Raw genomic sequence first — 21,136 nt, 5'->3', positions numbered from 1 at the left:
AAACAGGCATGCATTTAGCTCATGTCATAAAAGTGACCGAACCCAGCCCGGCGAACTCAACTTCTACCTGCGAACCGAGCGGTGCCCAATAGATGCCTGTCCAACTGCCAGTCGCAATTAAATCACCCGCTCGCAGTGGATTACCCAGTGCAGCAAGGTGCTGGGCCAACCAAGGCAGGCCATGCAGAGGCTCGGCAAATGGGTGACCTCCCGTATTGAGGATTTGTGAGTCGCCATTAACTCGCACCTGCGCGGTAAGTTGCGACCAATCAGGTAACTCAGTCAGGGTTAGCGGCTCACCGAGAATCAGTGCGCGGTTTGATTGTTGATCAGCAAGGCGTACTAACGCCGGTGCTTTTTCAGCCTCCAGCCAGCGTGTATCGCACAACTCGATTCCGGGTAGCCATGCATCAATTGCGGCATAGGCCGCTGCCAAATCGGTCTCTGAATCAAGGTCGCGGCCAAGGCGCACAATCAACTCACCTTCAACACCAAAGCCGTGGCAATAATCCGCTGGAGCCTGCCAGCCCGAAGCATGAATAGCCGCAGCCGGTACGCCCGCCGTGCTAATGAAGCTGCTGGGCGCGCCGCCCAGTTTCCATGCCCGCGCGGGTGCCTGAGTAAACCAGCCAAGCGCTTGCGAGACTCGCTCTTGCACCTCGTAAGCTTGGGCTTGGTTATCTAGGGTCAAGCCTTCATGCGCTTGACGCTGCCCGGTACGCCACGCGCGAATTAACGCGTCAGCTACTTGTTCAACATGACTCATAAGGGTAACTCCGTCTTACGCCGCCGCGACTGCGCGGGGGTCGGTCGATCACAGACCAGAAACTGGCCACGCCCTGCTGCTCCCTGCGGCTTGCCATCCCAAACCACCTCGCCACGGGACAAGGTCATGGCTGGCCATGCACTCAGCTGCATGCCAGCGTAGGGAGTGTAATCGACGTTGTGATGCAGCAGCTCATTGCTCAGATTAATAATCTGGCCTTCATCCCAAATCACCAAGTCGGCATCGGCGCCAATCGCAATGCTGCCTTTGCGCGGATACAAACCATACATTTTTGCTGCGTTGGTTGAAGTCAGCGCAACGAAGCTTTGCGCGGTTATGCGCCCAGTGCGAACCCCTTCAGACCAAAGCAACGCCATACGTGTTTCCACTCCAGGAATACCATTGGCGACTTTGTCGAATGAGGTATCTTCCCCATGGGCTTTTTTACCGTCAGGGCCATCAAAACGGAACGGCGCATGGTCTGAGGAGAATATTTCAAACGAACCATTCTCTAGGCCATCCCAAATCACCTGTTGATTTGCCGCATCCCGAGGCGGTGGGCTGCAGATACACTTGGCCCCCTCAAAACTGTCGTCACAACCCAGTGAGTCGGCCGTCAGAAACAAATACTGTGGGCAGGTTTCGGCGTAGACCTTCAGCCCTTGGCTCTGCGCCCAGCGGATTTGTTCGACCGCTTCACGTCCGGAGACGTGCACAATAAGAATCGGCACATCAACCAACTCAGCAAGGGCGATAGCGCGGTGAGTCGCTTCACGTTCGACCAACATGGGCCGGGATGTGGCGTGATACTTGGGCGCGCTTAATCCAGCGGCCAACAAACGTTCTGTAAGCCATGCGATGCAATCACTGTTTTCCGCATGGAGCATGACCATCGCACCTTCGCGCCGCGCCACCGACAAGGTTTCGAGAATCTCGCGATCGCCCAGTTTAAGGGCGTCATAGGTCATGTAGATTTTGAAAGAGGTATAGCCTTCAGCGATCAGGGCGGGCAACTCATCACGCAAAACTTCTGGGGTCGGATCGGTCACGATCAGGTGAAAGGCGTAATCAATCACCCGCTCGATGCAGCCCCACCAGCTGACAACGCGGTCAATCATTAGCAGTACTGAGGTGCAACCTCATACTGCAACTCTTCCAGCAACAATTGCGCGGGGAATGACAGTGGGCTGGCATGACGGACGATGACGCCGTAGGGCTCTCGCCTTGATTGAATGTGCAGATTCAAACGGCGAATCATGCTGAAACCTTCACTGAACTCAGCTACTTCCCGTGGCATTAAAGCCACCGACAGAGGGTCTTGCTGCAACAGACTGAGCATGGTGAAGGTGGAGGCGGTCTCCAGTGGATAGCGCGGAAACTCCAGCCCTGCCTCACTGAACTCGTGCTCAAGCAATAGCCGCATGGGCATATTGGCCGGGTAAATAACCCAGCGACACTCGCTGAGTTGCGCCAGCTGTACGTTATCCACAGCGACCAATGGGTGCTCAGGATGAGCCACCAGCACTAATTGCTCCTCATACAGGCTCAAACAATCGTAGGCATCTGGTCGACGGCTGACGCTGGTGCGGCAGATTGCCAAGTCCAAACGGCCTTGATCAAGCAGGCTGAGCAAACGCTCGCTGGTGTCCTCGACGATTTCCACTGACAACTCGGGTTGTTTGTCACGCAGACGGGTCACGGCACGCATTAATTGCGGCACTGCGCCCATGATCACCCCAACAGACAAGCGCCCGCCGTGACCTTGAATGATGCCGATCATCTCTTCGCGCAGGTGCGCCAAGTCGCTGTGGATAAGTCGCGCATAGCGGATTACGCAGCGCCCTAAATCATTGGCTGCCAACCCCTGGCTGGTCCGTGTAAACAGGCTCGCGCCGAAGGTTGTTTCGATCTCATGCAGCGCCTTGGTGGCACCGGGCTGACTTATTGCCACCAACTCAGCGGCACGATGTAGCGAGCCTTGTTCATCAAGGGCAATAAGCAATCGCAGCTGTTTAAGCCGCAGGCGCGAAACAATGGAAGGCAAGGACGAGATCATGGGGATGACTAAAAGTTATCACTCAATCAGAAGCTTTCATTAGGCAGCATCTCCAAGGATTTTTAAAGTAGCGCCTTATTACAACACCAGGAGCCAGAATCATGCGCTTGATTCAATTCGAAAACGAACAGGGCCAACGCCACGTCGGGGTGGTCAACGGCGAGCGTGTTGAAATCGTCCGGGATACACGCAGCACCCGTGAGTTGGCCCTTACAGCCATTCGTAACGAACGCACACTTCAAGCGCAGGTCGAAGTTCAAGGGTGTGATGCCGGCCCGCTGTATCGTCAATTGCTCGATGCACAGCGCGTACTGCCCCCACTCGATCATGAGGACCCGGCGCATTGTCTCGTCAGCGGCACCGGGCTGACCCATCTGGGTAGCGCCTCGACCCGTGACAAAATGCACCAGCAGACCGAACAAACCGAAACCAAGCTGACCGACACCATGCAGATGTTCCGCTGGGGCATGCAGGGCGGGCGGCCGGAGTCGGGTACGCCTGGGGCTCAACCTGAGTGGTTTTACAAAGGCGATGGCAGCATTGTGGTGCGTCCTGGCGCAAACTTCCCAGCACCGGATTTCGCTGAAGACTTTGGTGAAGAGCCGGAGCTGACCGGACTCTACGTAATCGGCGATGACGGCCTTCCGTATCGAGTGGGTTATGCGCTGGGTAACGAGTTTTCTGACCACGTGGTTGAACGCAAGAATTACCTCTATCTGGCCCATTCGAAGTTGCGCTTCTGCGCCTTCGGCCCGGAGGTTCGTTTAGGTGAATTGCCCCGTCATTTGGCAGGCATGAGCCGTATTCGTCGAGGCGACTCGGTGCTCTGGGAGAAGGAGTTTCTGTCCGGCGAAGAGAACATGTGCCACAGCTTGGAGAACTTAGAATATCATCATTTCAAGTATGCGCAGTTCTTGCGTCCGGGCGATGTCCATGTGCATTTCTTTGGCACCGCTACACTGTCATTCGCCGATGGCGTCAAAGCACAACCCGGCGATCACTTCGAAATTAGCCTGGATGCCTTTGGTGAGCCACTGCGCAATGGCATTGAAGTAAAACCAACAGTGTGTGTCGCAGGCACAGTCAAGGCACTCTGATACAGCTATTCATGGGCATCAGGATGATGCTTTGTTAGCAATGGAACTGGCGACTCGGCGCGCTTTCAAAATACCGCGCCCCGAGCACTCCACTATTCGCGGGCTTATGCCCATCGCCTCGAGTCATTTCGGGGCCTCTGAACCCACCCGGTTAAGGAGTCGAACATGCCCGATATTCTCGGTCAAAACTACATTGCTGGCGGCCGTAGCGCCACTGGCAGCACAACCCTGAAAAGCTATGACGCCCAAAGCGGCGAAGCACTGCCCTATGCGTTTCACCAGGCCACTGCCGATGAAGTCAATGCGGCCGCCGAAGCTACGGCCACTGCCTACCCGGTTTACCGCAGCTTACCTGCCGCCAAGCGCGCTGAGTTCCTCGATGCCTGCGCTGCTGAGATTGATGCCTTAGGCGATGATTTTGTGGCATTGGTATGCAGTGAGACGGCGTTGCCAGCTGCACGTATTCAGGGTGAGCGCGGCCGCACAAGCGGGCAAATGCGTCTGTTCGCACAAGTGCTGCGTCGTGGCGATTTCTACGGCGCTCGAATCGATCAAGCATTGCCAGATCGCCAGCCAATGCCACGTGTGGACCTGCGTCAGTACCGTATCGGTGTTGGCCCGGTTGCGGTATTCGGCGCCAGCAACTTCCCATTGGCGTTCTCCACTGCCGGTGGCGACACCGCTGCTGCCTTAGCAGCCGGTTGCCCGGTAGTTTTCAAAGCGCACAGCGGCCACATGGCCACGGCTGATTGCGTAGCAGGTGCAATTACTCGCGCCGCACAGAAAACGGGGATGCCTGAAGGCGTCTTCAATATGATCTACGGCTCAGGCGTCGGCGAACTGCTGGTCAAACACCCAGCCATTCAAGCCGTTGGCTTTACCGGCTCGCTCAAAGGCGGTCGCGCCCTGTGCGACATGGCCGCTGCGCGCCCACAGCCAATCCCGGTATTTGCCGAAATGTCGAGCATCAACCCTGTGCTGATGTTGCCTGAAGCCTTGAAAGTACGTGGCGACAAAATCGCAGCTGACCTCAGCGCCTCGGTTGTAATGGGTTGCGGTCAGTTCTGCACCAGCCCTGGCTTGGTTATCGGTGTTAGCTCGCCTGAATACAGCGCGTTTATCAAAACCCTGTCCCAGCATATGGGTGATCAACCTGCCCAGACCATGCTCAATGCTGGCACCCTCAAGAGCTATGTCAGTGGTCTTGAACGCCTGCACGCCCATGCTGGCATCAGCCACTTGGCCGGTAGCGAACAAACCGGCAAGCAAGCCCAACCGCAGCTATTCAAGGCCGATGTAAGCCTGCTGCTTGAGGGTGATGAGTTGCTGCAGGAAGAAGTCTTCGGCCCAACCACTATCGTTGTTGAAGTGGCAGATCGCGCTGAACTGTTGCGTGCGCTGCACAGCCTGCATGGTCAGCTGACTGCCACCTTGATCGCCGAAGATGCAGACCTGAGCAATGCCGCCGATCTGTTGGCAGTGCTTGAACAGAAAGCCGGACGCGTGCTGCTCAACGGCTACCCAACCGGTGTTGAGGTCTGTGATTCCATGGTTCACGGCGGCCCGTACCCAGCGACGTCCGATTCGCGCGGCACCTCGGTGGGCACCTTGGCAATCGACCGCTTCTTGCGTCCGGTTTGCTACCAGAACTGCCCGGATGCCCTGCTGCCACCTGCGCTGCAAAACGCCAATCCATTAGGCCTTCAGCGCCTTGTGGACGGCAAGCCAAGCACCAACGCTCTGGTTTAACCTGTAGCGATAGTGCTAGTGCAATACACAATGCCCGGCCAAAGTGCCGGGCATTGTTTTTACAAGAGTCAGTAAAAAACTAGAGGGCAGATGATGCTTATAGTCTTTAGCGGCCTTCCCGGCACCGGAAAGACAACGATCGCCAGTATGCTGGCTCAGCAAACAGGGGCGCTGTATCTGCGAATCGACACCATTGAGCAAACTCTGCGCAATTCAGGTGTTCTGGCAGGTGAGGTTGGGGCCAGTGGTTACAAGGTCGCCAATGAGTTGGCGCAGAGTAACCTGCGCTTTGGCACAACCGTCATCGCTGACTGTGTTAATCCTGTGGCCGAAAACAGAATGGAGTGGGCTAACACGGCGGCGAGCGCTGAGGCACAGCTCGTCAATATTGAGGTGATTTGCTCCAACAAATCAGAACATCAGCGACGGGTCGAATCCCGAAGCTCAAGTATTGCTGGGCTGACGCCCCCGACGTGGCAATCCGTCATGCAACATGATTACCAAGCCTGGGACAGCGCACCATTTACTATCGATACAGCCCTGATCACGCCCGAACAGGCTGTAAACATGATCATCAGCCACATCAACTCGAAGCATTAAACCCAACGCACTCTGCGCACGCTGGGCAAGCTTTGATTAGTGCGAGTGGCGCGGTACGTCGGAACCTCGGCAGCCAACCAAGAAGTCAAAGTCACAGCCTTCATCGGCTTGCAGTACATGCTCAACATACAGACGGCGATAACCGCCATTCCAGATTAAGCCCTGTGGCGCTTGCCATGCCGCAAGGCGTGCTTGCAGTTCCGCGTCTGGAATATCCAGATGCAGGCGACCAGCATCACAGTCGAGTTCAATAAAGTCACCATTTTGCACCACGGCCAACGGGCCACCGGCTGCCGCTTCCGGAGCCACATGAAGCACCACTGTGCCATAGGCTGTGCCGCTCATGCGTGCATCAGAAATGCGCACCATGTCGGTAATGCCTTTGGCCAAGACCTTGGGCGGCAAGCCCATATTGCCGACCTCAGCCATGCCCGGATAGCCTTTGGGACCGGCATTTTTCAGCACCAATACACAGGTCTCATCGACATCTAAATCGGGGTCATTGATGCGCGCTTTGTAATCATCAAAGTCTTCGAAGACCACGGCACGGCCACGGTGCTGCATCAACTCTGGCGAAGCCGCAGAAGGTTTAAGTACCGCACCTTTAGGCGCAAGGTTGCCGCGCAAAATGCTGATCCCGCCATCGCGACGCAGTGGGTTATCCAGCTGACGAATCACTTCGTCTTCGCCATAGATAGGCGCATCGATGCAATTATCCCACAGGCTGCTGCCGTTGACCGTCAACGCATCAGGATTAGGCAGCAGGCCCTTTTCACCGAGACGACGTATCACCGCTGGCAAGCCGCCCGCGTAATAGAACTCTTCCATCAGAAAACGCCCCGATGGCTGTAAATCAACAATTGTCGGCGTGCCGCGGCCAACGCGAGTCCAGTCATCCAGCTCAAGGTCGACACTCATGCGCCCGGCAATCGCCTTGAGATGGATCACCGCATTAGTCGAACCGCCGATGGCAGCATTGACCCGAATGGCATTCTCGAACGCTTCACGGGTAAGCACCTTCGACAAGCGCAGGTCTTCACGCACCATCTCAACAATGCGCATGCCCGACATATGCGCGAGCACATAGCGGCGTGCGTCCACCGCCGGAATGGCGGCGTTATGTGGCAGTGATGTGCCTAGCGCCTCTGCCATGCAAGCCATGGTAGAAGCCGTGCCCATGGTGTTGCAGGTGCCTGCCGAGCGCGACATGCCGGCTTCAGCAGCCATGAAGTCGTGAATCGAAATCTTACCGGCTTTAACTTCTTCGCTGAGCTGCCAAACCACGGTACCCGAGCCAATGTCCTTGCCCTTGTGCTTACCATTGAGCATCGGCCCGCCAGTGACCACAATTGCCGGTACATCACAGCTGGCAGCCCCCATCAGCAGTGCCGGAGTGGTCTTGTCACAGCCGGTGAGCAGGACCACCGCATCGACGGGATTTCCGCGAATCGACTCTTCAACATCCATACTGGCCAAGTTGCGGGTGAGCATGGCGGTGGGTCGCAGGTTGGATTCTCCACTGGAGAACACCGGAAATTCCACGGGGAAGCCGCCCGCCTCAAGCACACCCTTTTTCACGTGTTCGGCGATCTTACGAAAATGCGCATTACACGGCGTCAGCTCCGACCAGGTGTTGCAGATGCCGATAATCGGCTTGCCCTGAAACTCGTGATCAGGGATGCCTTGGTTCTTCATCCAGCTGCGGTACATAAAGCCATTTTTGTCGGCAGTGCCGAACCATTGGGCCGAACGAAGCGTGCGTTTCTCAGTCATGATTGCTACCTATCAGGCAAGGGGAAGCCCGCTTGGAGCTTCCCTGGGTAATCGGAAATTCGGTTTAAAGCAGACCCGTCGAGAGGACTGGGAAGAACAACAGCAGGCTGAGTACGCACAGCTGAATGATGATGAACGGCACCATCGATTTGAAAATATCGGTGAGGGTTATGTCCGGGGGCGCCACACTTTTTAGGTAGAAAGCGGCGGGTCCGAAGGGTGGCGAGATATAGGAAACTTGCATGCTCACGGCGAACAGAATCCCGAACCACACCGGGTTGTAGCCCAGTTGAACAACAATCGGTACAAAGATCGGCAGGCACAGCATGGCAATGCCGATCCAGTCGAGAATCATGCCCAGCACCAAGAAGATCAGCATCATCACCATGATGATGACGATAGGTGCAACGTCGAGCCCGGTGATGGCCGAGGACACAAAGCGGTTGCCGCCCATCAGGTTGTAGACGCCGACTAAACACGCGGCACCAATCCCGATCCAAACGATCATGCCGCAAGTTTCCAAGGTTTGGGTCAGGCTGGTCTGCAATAGTTTCAGGCTGAACTCACGACGCAACACGATAGCCAACAGAACGCCCAGAGCGCCCATCGCAGCCGCTTCTGTGACCGATGCGATACCGCCGTAGATGCTGCCAAGCACCAAGCCAGCAATCGCCACGGGATAAAACATGCCCTTGACCGCTTCACTCACTGTCAGGCGCGGCAGGCCATCGTCCTCTTGTTTGATGTGTGCGCCGCCCATTTGTGGATAGCGAATGCACATCACCACCACATAAAGCATGTAGCAGCCCATCAGCAGTACGGCAGGAATCACTGCCGCTTTAAACAAATCGGCAATCGACACGCTGGCGATCAGACCATAAATGATCAAAACAATGGACGGCGGAACCATAGTGCCGAGCGAACCACCGGCACATACCACGCCGATAGCGATGCGTTTGTCATAACCCAGACGCAACATCTGAGGTAGCGCCAGCAAGCCAAGCAGAACGATCTCGCCGCCGATGATGCCGGAGATCGCCGCGAGAAAGAACGCAACCACCAAGGTCTGTACAGCAACCCCACCGGGCATTCTGCCAGCGAAGAAGCGCATCGAATTAAATAAGTCTCTGGCTAAACCGGACCTGTCGAGTAACCCCGCCATAAACACAAACATGGGCACGGCAACCAACGAATACTCGGTGATAAAGCCATACATGCGGCTGGCGACCAGCGGCGTGGCCATCGGACCAAACCAGCCGAGGGTAAAACCCGCCGCAACCAGGCCGGTCACAAACGCCAACGGCAGCCCCAAAATCAGCAGGCCAAAGATGGCAAAAATCATTAGATACGTAGCGATTTCAATACTCATGGCGCTAATCTCTTATTATTGCTTGTTGCGCCATTGGCGACCGATACGCACCACCTGCTGCACCGCCATAATGGCAATCGCAATCAAGATGACGATCTTGGTAAAAGCAGGAAGAGGAGGGTTCCAGGCCGAGCCAGAGGTTTCCAGACGCCAAGCACCGGTTGGCGAGTGCGTGGCATTAAAAGCCAACACCCATGCGGCGTAGCCAATTGCCAAGCAGAACACTACGCCGAGCACCAGATTGAATATCTCCAGCCAATTGCGCTTACGCGGTGACAACCGATCAAGCAGGATACGAATCTGAATATGCCGATTGGTCGCCAGCGCATAGGGGCCGCCCAAGGCAAAGATCGAGGCCACCAGAAATGTTGTGGTTTCATGAGCCCAATCGGTCGGCGCGTTGAATGCATAACGCATGATCACTTCGTAAACGCTGACCAACATCGCGAGGAACACCAACCAGGCAATGGCCTGGCCGATGCGCTGGATAAGCCGGTCAAGAGAATTGCTGGGCACCGATTCCGGCTCAGCAAAAACGAGCGGATCTTCGCTCGAAGGCGGGTTCGCTTTCACAGGTGACTCCTGATGTGCAGAGCGGCTTGTGCCAGAGTGCACAAGCCGTGCGGGGGATCAGAGCAGGTCTTTGCTCTGCAGATAGGACTTGATTGAATCCACAGCCTCTTTGGCTTCAGGGCTGCTGTTGCGCCAGGTGTCCCACTCAGTGCGGGCAATTCCACGGAATTTCTTCAGCTCTTCGGGTGACAGCGTGGTCAAGGTCACATCGCCTCGTTTTGTCGCGATTTCGACTTGCTCTTGGTCTTTCTTGTGCAGGTCGCTGATCAGCGTCGCGGTGAATTGATCAACTGAGTCCTCTAGGATTTTCTGTTGTTCAGCGCTCAAGCCATCCCAGATGGTCTTGTTGATCGAGATGTCTTTCATCGGCATCGAGTGAAAACCAGGATGCACGGCGAACGGCGCGTACTTGTAGTAACCCTGCTCATAGTTAGTGGCAAATACGGTGTAATCAGCGGCATCGATTACGCCCTTTTCCAGCGCGGTGTAGACCTCGGATGTCGGCAGGTTTACCGGCGCGGCACCGACCAACTTGAAGATATTCGATACCATGCCTTCAGGTGCACGGATCTTCATGCCCTTGAGGTCATCCAAGGTGTTGATGCGTTTTTTGCTGATCAACGCCTCAACGCCAACCGCGCCAGCGCGGATTAAATGGACGTTGTAGGGTTCGACTAGCTTGTTGTAACCCGTCTCGCCACCGCCATTGCGCATGTAGTCGAGGAAGGTTGAGGTATCACTCCAAGCCCCCACCATATTGCCGTACACAGCAAAGGCTGGGTTCTTGCCCGAGAAGTAACCAGGGTCTGTGATCTGGCCTTGAATAATGCCTGCGCCAACAGCGTCCAGCGTTTCGTTGTTGCCGACAATGGTGCCGGTGGGCATCACTTCGATAGCGATCTCACCGTTGGTTTTTGCGGCTACACCTTTCGCCCAATCTTGAGCGATTCGGTATTCATCATCGCCAGCGTTGACGTTGATCTGAAATTTCCACTCTTGTTTGGCGAAAGCAGCGGTGGAACTCATGAGCACAGCTACAGCAACGGCGCTCAGGGTCAGGCGGTGGGAAAATTTACTCGGTTGCATAGTGCCTCTCCATTTATTTTTATCAGGCATTTGGCGGCAACACCGTCTAGGGCGCTACTCGTACGCAGGTGTACCAAGTCAATAGGCAGGCTGGCACACGAATTCCAAGGCCAGAGAGTAGACAGATCACGGATAATCAACAAATATGGAATTACGCCAAATACATATACAAATGGATATACCTCGCCCGTATGAAACCCCTTAATAACAACTGGTTCGTGCGCGCCCGCCTTAAGAGCCGGCATATTCCGGTGCTGGTTGCCCTTGGTGATACCTGCAACCTTAATCGCGCCGCTGAAGGATTAGGTATTTCTCAACCAGCCATCTCCAAACTGGTCAAAGAATTAGAAGACGGGCTTGAAGTGCCATTGTTCGAACGCCATGCCCGCGGTGTGATTCCAACCGTCTACGGTGAGGCCGTGATTCGTTACGCAAGACGTGTGCAAACCAGTCTCGACAGTGCATTCGATGAAGTGACTGCCTTACGCGCCGGGCACCACGGTCATGTGCGCATCGGCACCATTCTTACGCCCTGCGCCGACCTGCTGCCGGAGTTGATACGGCAGGTAAAACAGCTGCACCCCAATTTAGAGGTGAGTATTCGCACCGGTTCCAGCCGCGACTTAATGACCATTCTTAATGATGGTGAACTGGATTTTCTGGTCGCCCGCTTCTTTGCAGATGTTGGCCTCAGTGGCATGCACTTCGAGCCGCTGCATAAAGAACCGCTGTGCGTCTGTGCCCGCGCAGGCTTGATCAATCAGCAACTATCCCGTGAGGCATTGCACAAGGCCGACTGGGTACTGCCGCCATCTGGCAGTGTATTGCGCTATGAGTTCGATGCTTTGTTCCAACAGAAAGGTATGTTGCCGCCTAGCAAAGTGGTGAACGCCGAGAACCTGCTGATGGTCACCACCTTACTCGAACATAATGACATGCTGACCGTGCTGCCACGCGAGGTGGTCGCACATTACGCACGCTACAACATGCTTGCGGTGGTCGAAGTTGAGCCAGGAATTGAGGACGATCTCAACCGCAGTCTGATGGCCTATGGAATCATCACAAAGCATGAGCACCTGCTATCGCCATCTGCTAAAAGCGTACTGTCGCAGCTCAGAAACATTGCCCAAACATTTGAGACTGCGGCTGATGAAACCCACTGCCAGCGCCCTGAACAACACTAGAGAACCAGCAAGCCGGGCTTACTTATCGAGCAGTTGTGCGGCGATGATTTTCTCGTCGTTGCTGTACATATCCGGGAAGTAATGGACAACGCCATCAGCACCGACTTCAACTGTCCAGTACGCCATAACTAAGTTGAGCTGCTGATCGAGGCGGTACTGGCTGGTCTTTCCTGAATCAAGCCGGGCTTGAACGGTGTGCAACTCCTCCTCACTGAGTATCTTGGTCAACAAGGTTTCGATTGACTCAACACGCACACAACCTGAACTGAACACCCGCGGTGAACGGTCAAATAAACGCTGGCTGGGCGTGTCATGCAGGTAGACGGAGTACGGGTTATCGAAGCGCAACACCACTCTTCCGAGTGGGTTATTCACCCCAGCCTCTTGGCGAAGCATGATTGCACCGGGTTTAGACCAGTCGATGTCATGGGGATTGAGACGCTGGCCTTGGTAGTTGTACACATTCATCTGGTGCTTATCCAGATATCCGATGTCATTGCGAATCGCAGGGATTTTATCTTCACGTAAAATAGTTGGCGGTACTGTCCAAGTCGGATTCAGCGTTATCCGATTTATGCGTGAGACCAGCAGCGGTGTCTTGCGCTCAGCGCGGCCAACCTGAGTGCGCCTACGCCATACTTCGGTACCGTCACTCATAAGCAAAACCTCTGCCCCAGCCACATTGACTGCAACCTGCGCCTGACCTAGATCATCGGCAAGCCAGCGCAAGCGTTCGAGGTTAACGGGCAACTGCTCACGTCGCTTCAGAGGCGAAACATTCAATTCGGTTAAGGTCGCAGCGCCGAGCACACCATCATCGTTAATACCGTGGCGCAGCTGGAAGGCTTTAAGTGCATCAACGGTGCCGTCATCGAACCGATTGCCTGATGGGACGCTGCCCGTGCTCGTTACAGTGTTATAGCCTTCGGCATTGAGCCGGGCACGTATGGCAGGAACACGAGGGTCTGTCTGACCGGGGTGCAAGGTTGGCCCGTCGGCAACAACCTGCCAGCTTGCTAAAGGCCTATCACGCAGCGCCGCATAGGCCGCACGCAGTTGCAGGTACTGCATGAGTTGTGGCCGCGCAGTTTTAAACGCCAACGAAGGGTCGCTCAGATTGGCGATGGCAGCAGGCATGATGGTGACATCTGCCTCTGGCCTTTTCGGCATATCGTCTGAACGCCACACGCTTTCCAGCTTATTCTGCGAGAACCGACCATAGTGCAGATCGTGCAGCGCCTGGAGATAGCTACGAGTCGTCAGGATATCAATACAAGCACGCAGCTTAGGGCTGGCATCCAGTGGCATGCTCGGAATGGGATAATCAGTGGGCGATAATCCGTCATCAGCTAATTGATTGATCTGTTCTAACAGCATCACCCGTGTGGCTTCATTTGGCCAAGCCAATTGCCCTGCAAGTGGTTTATAGAACGCGTGCAGTTGCTTTCTTGAAAAATCGTCTAGTCTTGTCGGCAGCGGTGCACAGCTCGTAGAAAGCGTATCTATAAGCACGCTCATGCCATCCGCCGGCTCTGACTCGAGTGGCGGCAAGCTCACTGCGTGACCGACAAATGGCACCAGAGAAAGCGCAAAGACCATGTAAACTGCTCGTTTTTTGATCAAGATACTGCTCCATCCTTAGCTATACAGATCCGCCACCTCTTATGTGGCCGAATAATAAGTATAAGCGAGTCATCGCAAGGTCGACGCCAGGATGCACAGAAGTAACAGTTCTAGAGGGGAAGCGTGTATGTCTGTATGGGTTCGTCGGCTCTGTTTAGCAGGGCTAATATCTTTCTGTGGCCCCGTTTTGGCGGCCTCCACTCAACCGGTAAAAAACCCGCTGGTTGCTCAGCTCACTAAAGTCGCTCCGGGCATCGATCAACAAGCTTTACGTCATGCCGTTGCCGCGATGCAATGTGCAGTCAATAACGGCGCCGCCAGCGCAAAAAGCTTGGCAGTTATCGATTATTCACAACCTTCATCCGCCAAGCGCCTATGGATATTCGACCTTAAACGTCAGAAATTAATCTTGCGTGACTATGTCGCTCACGGGCGCATGTCAGGTGAGAACATCGCCAGTCAGTTCTCCAATCGCCTAGGCAGCTTTCAAAGCAGTTTAGGGCTGTTTCGAACGGCTGAAAGCTACAGCGGCAAACACGGGCTTTCACTGCGCATGGATGGCCTAGAGCCGGGGCTGAATGACTTAGCCCGTGAGCGTGCCATTGTTATTCATGGTGCGAGCTACGTTGACCCTAATTTGATCCGTAGCCAAGGCCGTATTGGCCGTAGCTTAGGTTGCCCTGCAGTGCGCCCCGAAGTGGCGCGTATGGTGGTTAACAAGTTAAGTGGCGGCCAGTTCTTATTTGCCTGGCATCCCAAAGCGCGCTGGGCGCAACAGTCCGCCTATTTCAACTGTAAGCCACGCCAAGTCGCCGGCATTATCAGTAGTTTAGGCCCTCGCAGTTAATCTCTACGCCACAACCAAACAACAAAGGCAGACCCATGGGTCTGCCTTTGTTGTTTTAGATTAGCTTTGCCATATGGGGTTATTCGCTTACACCCATAAAGGCAGATATGCTGCCTTCCGCCCACGATATTCAGGGTTTTGTCCTACCTGTAACTGCGTGCTCTGGAAAAGGTCTGCAAATGCTTTGCTCGATAATATTGAACAGTCAGCCATTTCCAGCAGCGCAATCCCATGAAGTCGTCCCCTGGTGGAGCTTCACCAAACCAGTACTGGCTGGCGCAGCGCTCACACTCGTTCGCGATGGACTCATCCAGCTTGATGAGACTATCCCTGATACTCAGTTCAGCTTGCGACAGCTACTCAAACACCAAGCTGGGCTTGCGGACTACTCAGAGCTAACGGCGTATCACGCAGCGGTTGCCGATAGCCAATTACCTTGGTCTGCAGACGAAATGATGCGTCGTCTAGACGGTTCGAGATTGCGCTACACACCAGGGGCGGGCTGGAGATACTCCAATGTGGGCTACATGTTCGTTGCCCAACTGATCGAGCGAGTCACAGGATTGTGCATTGATGATGCACTGACCCAGCGTGTATTTACGCCCTTAGGTGTTTCCCATGTGCGGCTTGCAAAGAAGCAGGCGGATCTTGCCGGGGTATATCCGCCAACTCTCGCATCATATGACCCTGGCTGGGTCTACCACGGTTTATTGGTCGGCCCGCTTTCGCAAGCAACACTTCTGCTCGATGGGCTTTTGACTAAGGACTTGCTCCCTGATTCATTAGTGCAAGAGATGCAGGACTCAATTGTCCTTGGTGGCCCCCTATCCGGCAGACCTTGGGCCATACCTGGCTACGGACTGGGCTTGATGATTGGCAAAACTCACAGCGGACACCGCCTCGTTGGACATACCGGTGTAGGCCCTGAAGGGGTCATCGCGGTTTACCACTGCTCAAATGGCAGTAACCAGGCGACGTGCTCTGTTTTTGCTAAGGGTGGTGATGAGGGACGGGGTGAAACGCAGGTTCTCGACCAGCTCATAGCCGCTGTGGGCCCCTGCGCCTGAGGTTACATGCGAGTTGCTTGGGTGGGTGACGCTTCCCCCTCGCGCGCGTGAATATTCAGACTATTTGCGTGAACCCCGTTAAAGCTGAACTTTTCCGTGGCCCAAAGTAAAACCCCAGATCATTTACATGATCTGGGGTTTTGGTATAGGCGCTTGACGATGACCTACTCTCACATGGGGAAACCCCACACTACCATCGGCGATGCATCGTTTCACTACTGAGTTCGGGATGGGATCAGGTGGTTCCAATGCTCTATGGTCGTCAAGCAATTTGTTTGAAGCCTCGTCAGGGACGCTGCTTCGAATCGGGTATGTGATGTTTGTAGTCTTGCAAACTTTCGGTTTCATCAACTTCTGTTATGACACACAAACAGCAAATTGTTTGGGTGTTATATGGTCAAGCCTCACGGGCAATTAGTATGGGTTAGCTCAACGCCTCACAGCGCTTACACACCCCACCTATCAACGTCGTAGTCTTCGACGGCCCTTTAGGGAACTCAAGGTTCCAGTGAGATCTCATCTTAAGGCAAGTTTCCCGCTTAGATGCTTTCAGCGGTTATCTTTTCCGAACATAGCTACCCGGCAATGCCACTGGCGTGACAACCGGAACACCAGAGGTTCGTCCACTCCGGTCCTCTCGTACTAGGAGCAGCCCCTCTCAAATCTCAAACGTCCACGGCAGATAGGGACCGAACTGTCTCACGACGTTCTAAACCCAGCTCGCGTACCACTTTAAATGGCGAACAGCCATACCCTTGGGACCGGCTTCAGCCCCAGGATGTGATGAGCCGACATCGAGGTGCCAAACACCGCCGTCGATATGAACTCTTGGGCGGTATCAGCCTGTTATCCCCGGAGTACCTTTTATCCGTTGAGCGATGGCCCTTCCATACAGAACCACCGGATCACTAAGACCTACTTTCGTACCTGCTCGACGTGTCTGTCTCGCAGTCAAGCGCGCTTTTGCCTTTATACTCTACGACCGATTTCCGACCGGTCTGAGCGCACCTTCGTACTCCTCCGTTACTCTTTAGGAGGAGACCGCCCCAGTCAAACTACCCACCATACACTGTCCTCGATCCGGATGACGGACCAGAGTTAGAACCTCAAGGTTACCAGGGTGGTATTTCAAGGTTGGCTCCACGCGAACTGGCGTCCACGCTTCAAAGCCTCCCACCTATCCTACACAAGTAAACTCAAAGTCCAGTGCAAAGCTATAGTAAAGGTTCACGGGGTCTTTCCGTCTAGCCGCGGATACACTGCATCTTCACAGCGATTTCAATTTCACTGAGTCTCGGGTGGAGACAGCGCCGCCATCGTTACGCCATTCGTGCAGGTCGGAACTTACCCGACAAGGAATTTCGCTACCTTAGGACCGTTATAGTTACGGCCGCCGTTTACCGGGGCTTCGATCAAGAGCTTCGCGTTAGCTAACCCCATCAATTAACCTTCCGGCACCGGGCAGGCGTCACACCCTATACGTCCACTTTCGTGTTTGCAGAGTGCTGTGTTTTTAATAAACAGTCGCAGCGGCCTGGTATCTTCGACCGGCATGTGCTTACGGGGTAAACCCTTCACACTCACCGGCGCACCTTCTCCCGAAGTTACGGTGCCATTTTGCCTAGTTCCTTCACCCGAGTTCTCTCAAGCGCCTTGGTATTCTCTACCTAACCACCTGTGTCGGTTTGGGGTACGGTTCCTAATTACCTGAAGCTTAGAAGCTTTTCCTGGAAGCATGGCATCAACCACTTCATCGTCTAAAAGACAACTCGTCATCAGTTCTCGGCCTTAAGATCCCGGATTTACCTAAGATCTCAGCCTACCACCTTAAACACGGACAACCAACGCCGTGCTGGCCTAGCCTTCTCCGTCCCTCCATCGCAGTAATTAGAAGTACGGGAATATTAACCCGTTTCCCATCGATTACGCATTTCTGCCTCACCTTAGGGGCCGACTCACCCTGCGTCGATTAACGTTGCGCAGGAAACCTTGGTCTTTCGGCGTGCGAGTTTTTCACTCGCATTGTCGTTACTCATGTCAGCATTCGCACTTCTGATACCTCCAGCAAGCTTCTCAACTCACCTTCACAGGCTTACAGAACGCTCCTCTACCGCTCATCCAAAGGATGAACCCGTAGCTTCGGTGTATGGTTTGAGCCCCGTTACATCTTCCGCGCAGGCCGACTCGACTAGTGAGCTATTACGCTTTCTTTAAAGGGTGGCTGCTTCTAAGCCAACCTCCTAGCTGTCTAAGCCTTCCCACATCGTTTCCCACTTAACCATAACTTTGGGACCTTAGCTGACGGTCTGGGTTGTTTCCCTTTTCACGACGGACGTTAGCACCCGCCGTGTGTCTCCCGTGCTGACACTTGCTGGTATTCGGAGTTTGCATCGGTTTGGTAAGTCGGGATGACCCCCTAGCCGAAACAGTGCTCTACCCCCAGCAGTGATACACGAGGCGCTACCTAAATAGCTTTCGAGGAGAACCAGCTATCTCCGAGCTTGATTAGCCTTTCACTCCGATCCACAGGTCATCCGCTAACTTTTCAACGGTAGTCGGTTCGGTCCTCCAGTTAGTGTTACCCAACCTTCAACCTGCCCATGGATAGATCGCCCGGTTTCGGGTCTATTCCCAGCGACTAAACGCCCTATTAAGACTCGCTTTCGCTACGCCTCCCCTATTCGGTTAAGCTTGCCACTGAAAATAAGTCGCTGACCCATTATACAAAAGGTACGCAGTCACAGAACAAAGTCTGCTCCCACTGCTTGTACGCATACGGTTTCAGGATCTATTTCACTCCCCTCTCCGGGGTTCTTTTCGCCTTTCCCTCACGGTACTAGTTCACTATCGGTCAGTCAGTAGTATTTAGCCTTGGAGGATGGTCCCCCCATATTCAGACAAAGTTTCTCGTGCTCCGTCCTACTCGATTTCATTGATAAGAGATTTTCGCGTACAGGGCTATCACCCACTATGGCCGCACTTTCCAGAGCGTTCCGCTAATCTCAAATCAACTTAAGGGCTAGTCCCCGTTCGCTCGCCACTACTAAGGGAATCTCGGTTGATTTCTATTCCTCAGGGTACTTAGATGTTTCAGTTCCCCTGGTTCGCCTCTTACACCTATGTATTCAGTGCAAGATACCTAACTTATGTTAGGTGGGTTCCCCCATTCAGACATCTCCGGATCAAAGGTTATTTGCCACCTCCCCGAAGCTTTTCGCAGGCTATCACGTCTTTCATCGCCTCTGACTGCCAAGGCATCCACCGTATGCGCTTCTTCACTTGACCATATAACCCCAAGCAATCTGGTTATTGTCTATAACGTGAAGTAGACATTCGCCGAAAATTTGCAATTGAGAACTACAAATTTTACCTTGACCAAATTAATTACCAGTGAAAGTAATCAATTAGTCACTTCTATCACATACCCAAATTTTTAAAGAACGATTTTCTTTCTAGTCAAAGACCAGAAATCAACATTCAGCTACCAGCGGTAGGAATGCTCATTTCTGAACACTAACAAATCAATCAAGCAATGCTTACAGCTGTAAAGTGGTGGAGCCAAGCGGGATCGAACCGCTGACCTCCTGCGTGCAAGGCAGGCGCTCTCCCAGCTGAGCTATGGCCCCATTTTACCGACATCAAACCTTCACACTTAAGCGCTGATTTGATGACCGCTATTTCATTCAGAACAAGGCTGAAGGAAATTGGTGGGTCTGGGCAGATTCGAACTGCCGACCTCACCCTTATCAGGGGTGCGCTCTAACCAACTGAGCTACAGACCCAAATCGGGCTTCCAAAGCATAAAGCTGCTTTTAATCGTCTTCTTCAATGAATCAAGCAATTCGTGTGGGAGCTTATAAGGAAGCTGATGTCGTCGATTAAGGAGGTGATCCAGCCGCAGGTTCCCCTACGGCTACCTTGTTACGACTTCACCCCAGTCATGAATCACACCGTGGTAACCGTCCTCCCGAAGGTTAGACTAGCTACTTCTGGTGCAACCCACTCCCATGGTGTGACGGGCGGTGTGTACAAGGCCCGGGAACGTATTCACCGTGACATTCTGATTCACGATTACTAGCGATTCCGACTTCACGCAGTCGAGTTGCAGACTGCGATCCGGACTACGATCGGTTTTATGGGATTAGCTCCACCTCGCGGCTTGGCAACCCTTTGTACCGACCATTGTAGCACGTGTGTAGCCCTGGCCGTAAGGGCCATGATGACTTGACGTCATCCCCACCTTCCTCCGGTTTGTCACCGGCAGTCTCCTTAGAGTTCCCACCATAACGTGCTGGTAACTAAGGACAAGGGTTGCGCTCGTTACGGGACTTAACCCAACATCTCACGACACGAGCTGACGACAGCCATGCAGCACCTGTGTCTGAGTTCCCGAAGGCACCAATCTATCTCTAGAAAGTTCTCAGCATGTCAAGGCCAGGTAAGGTTCTTCGCGTTGCTTCGAATTAAACCACATGCTCCACCGCTTGTGCGGGCCCCCGTCAATTCATTTGAGTTTTAACCTTGCGGCCGTACTCCCCAGGCGGTCAACTTAATGCGTTAGCTGCGCCACTAAATTCTCAAGGAATCCAACGGCTAGTTGACATCGTTTACGGCGTGGACTACCAGGGTATCTAATCCTGTTTGCTCCCCACGCTTTCGCACCTCAGCGTCAGTATCAGTCCAGGTGGTCGCCTTCGCCACTGGTGTTCCTTCCTATATCTACGCATTTCACCGCTACACAGGAAATTCCACCACCCTCTACTGTACTCTAGCTTGCCAGTTTTGGATGCAGTTCCCAGGTTGAGCCCGGGGCTTTCACATCCAACTTAACAAACCGCCTACGCGCGCTTTACGCCCAGTAATTCCGATTAACGCTTGCACCCTCTGTATTACCGCGGCTGCTGGCACAGAGTTAGCCGGTGCTTATTCTGTCGGTAACGTCAAAACAGCAAAGTATTAATTTACTGCCCTTCCTCCCAACTTAAAGTGCTTTACAATCCGAAGACCTTCTTCACACACGCGGCATGGCTGGATCAGGCTTTCGCCCATTGTCCAATATTCCCCACTGCTGCCTCCCGTAGGAGTCTGGACCGTGTCTCAGTTCCAGTGTGACTGATCATCCTCTCAGACCAGTTACGGATCGTCGCCTTGGTGAGCCATTACCTCACCAACTAGCTAATCCGACCTAGGCTCATCTAATAGCGTGAGGTCCGAAGATCCCCCACTTTCTCCCGTAGGACGTATGCGGTATTAGCGTCCGTTTCCGAACGTTATCCCCCACTACTAGGCAGATTCCTAGGCATTACTCACCCGTCCGCCGCTCGTCAGCAGAGTAGCAAGCTACTC

At 54.0% G+C, this 21,136-nt stretch carries 14 protein-coding genes, 2 tRNA genes and 3 rRNA genes; 6 read left to right on the top strand and 13 right to left on the bottom strand.

The genetic code is table 11. From position 1 onward, the window contains the following. Nucleotides 1-19 precede the first annotated feature (19 nt). Genes ACIGCM_RS05980 through ACIGCM_RS05970 form a run of 3 tightly spaced genes read right to left on the bottom strand, consistent with a single transcriptional unit; the run spans nucleotide 20 to nucleotide 2,822 of the window. Complete coding sequence (locus ACIGCM_RS05980; protein ID WP_397501136.1) at nucleotides 20-766, bottom strand: fumarylacetoacetate hydrolase family protein; 747 nt, start codon at nucleotides 764-766, stop codon at nucleotides 20-22. Continuing rightward, complete coding sequence (hydA, locus tag ACIGCM_RS05975; protein WP_397501135.1) at nucleotides 763-1,884, bottom strand: dihydropyrimidinase; 1,122 nt, start codon at nucleotides 1,882-1,884, stop codon at nucleotides 763-765. The genes ACIGCM_RS05980 and hydA overlap by 4 nt, the downstream gene beginning before the upstream one ends. Continuing rightward, nucleotides 1,884-2,822, bottom strand: coding sequence for a LysR family transcriptional regulator (locus ACIGCM_RS05970; RefSeq protein ID WP_397501134.1), 939 nt, complete (start codon nucleotides 2,820-2,822; stop codon nucleotides 1,884-1,886). The genes hydA and ACIGCM_RS05970 overlap by 1 nt, the downstream gene beginning before the upstream one ends. 101 nt (nucleotides 2,823-2,923) lie before the next feature. Between ACIGCM_RS05970 and araD1 the strand changes: the two genes are divergently transcribed. From araD1 to ACIGCM_RS05955, 3 genes are all read left to right on the top strand, one after another. Further along, on the top strand, nucleotides 2,924-3,919 hold the full coding sequence (gene araD1 / locus ACIGCM_RS05965; protein ID WP_397501133.1) for an AraD1 family protein: 996 nt from the start codon (nucleotides 2,924-2,926) through the stop codon (nucleotides 3,917-3,919). A 165-nt stretch (nucleotides 3,920-4,084) separates the two neighbouring features. Further along, a complete protein-coding gene (locus ACIGCM_RS05960; protein WP_397501132.1) occupies nucleotides 4,085-5,668 on the top strand; it encodes an aldehyde dehydrogenase (NADP(+)) in 1,584 nt (527 codons plus the stop codon). Between the two features lie 93 nt (nucleotides 5,669-5,761). Next, the gene (locus ACIGCM_RS05955) at nucleotides 5,762-6,268 is read left to right on the top strand and encodes an AAA family ATPase (protein ID WP_397501959.1); all 507 of its coding nucleotides are present in this window, start codon (nucleotides 5,762-5,764) and stop codon (nucleotides 6,266-6,268) included. A gap of 36 nt (nucleotides 6,269-6,304) precedes the next feature. Here the strand turns inward: ACIGCM_RS05955 and ACIGCM_RS05950 are convergent, their stop codons facing one another. The 4 genes from ACIGCM_RS05950 to ACIGCM_RS05935 form a co-directional block, all read right to left on the bottom strand. Next, the gene (locus ACIGCM_RS05950; protein WP_397501131.1) at nucleotides 6,305-8,041 is read right to left on the bottom strand and encodes an IlvD/Edd family dehydratase; all 1,737 of its coding nucleotides are present in this window, start codon (nucleotides 8,039-8,041) and stop codon (nucleotides 6,305-6,307) included. Between the two features lie 64 nt (nucleotides 8,042-8,105). After that, nucleotides 8,106-9,410, bottom strand: a complete 1,305-nt coding sequence (locus ACIGCM_RS05945; RefSeq protein ID WP_397501130.1) for a TRAP transporter large permease subunit — start codon at nucleotides 9,408-9,410, stop codon at nucleotides 8,106-8,108. Between the two features lie 15 nt (nucleotides 9,411-9,425). Beyond that, the gene (locus ACIGCM_RS05940; RefSeq protein WP_397501129.1) at nucleotides 9,426-9,983 is read right to left on the bottom strand and encodes a TRAP transporter small permease subunit; all 558 of its coding nucleotides are present in this window, start codon (nucleotides 9,981-9,983) and stop codon (nucleotides 9,426-9,428) included. A gap of 57 nt (nucleotides 9,984-10,040) precedes the next feature. Further along, nucleotides 10,041-11,069: a TRAP transporter substrate-binding protein gene (locus ACIGCM_RS05935; protein ID WP_397501128.1), complete on the bottom strand. Its 1,029-nt coding sequence runs from the start codon at nucleotides 11,067-11,069 to the stop codon at nucleotides 10,041-10,043. Between the two features lie 191 nt (nucleotides 11,070-11,260). Between ACIGCM_RS05935 and ACIGCM_RS05930 the strand changes: the two genes are divergently transcribed. Beyond that, the gene (locus ACIGCM_RS05930; protein WP_397501127.1) at nucleotides 11,261-12,253 is read left to right on the top strand and encodes a LysR family transcriptional regulator; all 993 of its coding nucleotides are present in this window, start codon (nucleotides 11,261-11,263) and stop codon (nucleotides 12,251-12,253) included. An 18-nt stretch (nucleotides 12,254-12,271) separates the two neighbouring features. Here ACIGCM_RS05930 and ACIGCM_RS05925 read toward each other — a convergent pair whose 3' ends face one another. Next, complete coding sequence (locus ACIGCM_RS05925; RefSeq protein ID WP_397501126.1) at nucleotides 12,272-13,876, bottom strand: murein L,D-transpeptidase; 1,605 nt, start codon at nucleotides 13,874-13,876, stop codon at nucleotides 12,272-12,274. Nucleotides 13,877-14,003: 127 nt separating this feature from the next. Between ACIGCM_RS05925 and ACIGCM_RS05920 the strand changes: the two genes are divergently transcribed. Both ACIGCM_RS05920 and ACIGCM_RS05915 read left to right on the top strand, forming a co-directional pair. Continuing rightward, nucleotides 14,004-14,723, top strand: coding sequence for a murein L,D-transpeptidase catalytic domain family protein (locus ACIGCM_RS05920; protein WP_397501125.1), 720 nt, complete (start codon nucleotides 14,004-14,006; stop codon nucleotides 14,721-14,723). Nucleotides 14,724-14,902: 179 nt separating this feature from the next. Beyond that, a complete protein-coding gene (locus ACIGCM_RS05915) occupies nucleotides 14,903-15,790 on the top strand; it encodes a serine hydrolase domain-containing protein (protein WP_397501124.1) in 888 nt (295 codons plus the stop codon). Nucleotides 15,791-15,941: 151 nt separating this feature from the next. Here ACIGCM_RS05915 and rrf read toward each other — a convergent pair. From rrf to ACIGCM_RS05890, 5 genes are all read right to left on the bottom strand, one after another. Further along, nucleotides 15,942-16,057 (bottom strand): 5S ribosomal RNA (rrf, locus tag ACIGCM_RS05910). A 126-nt stretch (nucleotides 16,058-16,183) separates the two neighbouring features. Then, nucleotides 16,184-19,075: ribosomal RNA gene (locus tag ACIGCM_RS05905) — 23S ribosomal RNA — on the bottom strand. Nucleotides 19,076-19,340: 265 nt separating this feature from the next. Then, nucleotides 19,341-19,416, bottom strand: a tRNA-Ala gene (locus ACIGCM_RS05900). Between the two features lie 79 nt (nucleotides 19,417-19,495). Further along, nucleotides 19,496-19,572 (bottom strand) — tRNA-Ile (locus ACIGCM_RS05895). Nucleotides 19,573-19,669: 97 nt separating this feature from the next. Continuing rightward, a 16S ribosomal RNA gene (locus ACIGCM_RS05890) occupies nucleotides 19,670-21,136 on the bottom strand; the annotation flags it as partial.

The sequence above is a fragment of the Pseudomonas sp. NPDC078700 genome (genome assembly GCF_044542375.1).
Lineage (GTDB): Bacteria > Pseudomonadota > Gammaproteobacteria > Pseudomonadales > Pseudomonadaceae > Aquipseudomonas.
This window is presented reverse-complemented; position numbering and strand designations above follow the sequence as displayed.